This is a genomic window from Rothia sp. HMSC067H10 (genome assembly GCF_001810635.1).
Lineage (GTDB): Bacteria > Actinomycetota > Actinomycetes > Actinomycetales > Micrococcaceae > Rothia > Rothia dentocariosa.
Genome location: NZ_KV802287.1, coordinates 1 through 682, shown reverse-complemented (window position 1 = coordinate 682; position 682 = coordinate 1). Strand labels below are relative to the sequence as shown.

The 682-nt window shown below is 41.1% G+C and carries 1 pseudogene; it reads left to right on the top strand.

Annotation, left to right across the window (positions count from 1 at the left end):
• Positions 1 to 393: 393 nt before the first annotated feature.
• Positions 394 to 682, top strand: a pseudogene (locus tag HMPREF2756_RS02460) (hypothetical protein); the annotation flags it as partial.

Genomic DNA, 682 nt, shown 5'->3' with positions numbered 1-682 from the left:
TTTGTTGCAGGGGCCAGTGTTTTTGTATTTTAAAATTATTAGTCGTGTTTAAGCGTTGAGTAGTTATGTGTTGTTTGTTATCTCAAGGTTGAGGGTGATCCTATTGTTGGTGCTAATGAGGGTAGGAATTTTGACAATATTCCAGAGAAGGGTGGAGGTATAGGCAATATTTTACCGACAGCTGATGTTAAAGGAGGCAATATAACCTACACCGAAATGGATTTTATGCCTCGACGACCCAAAATAGATAAAGATGGTAAAGTAATTCTCAAGGCTGATGGGGAGCCTGAGATGACACGAGGTACTGAACGCCTGTTAATAGGTAGCAATGGAAGTATTTACCTTACTTTAGATCATTATCATACATTTATTCTACTAATAGACTAGCGAGAAATGATGAGTTATACATCAAAATACCCTGACCTCTTTAAAGCTCCTCTCTTTATTCGTGAGAGTGGATATTGGCAGAACCGTATGCTGCCTTATCTGGAAGCGGAGGGGTGGGCTGTCATTACTGTTGATTGTGCAGGTGTGACTTCTATACAAGATTTTGCTTATCGTCTTGTGGAAAGTATCGACAACGGTTATTCGTATCCTGAAGGGTTTAATCTGCGTTGGGCTTCCGAAGAAGCCTGCCTCATCAGGAACAGGGATATGCGGCAGGGGCTTTTCGTTTTGTATA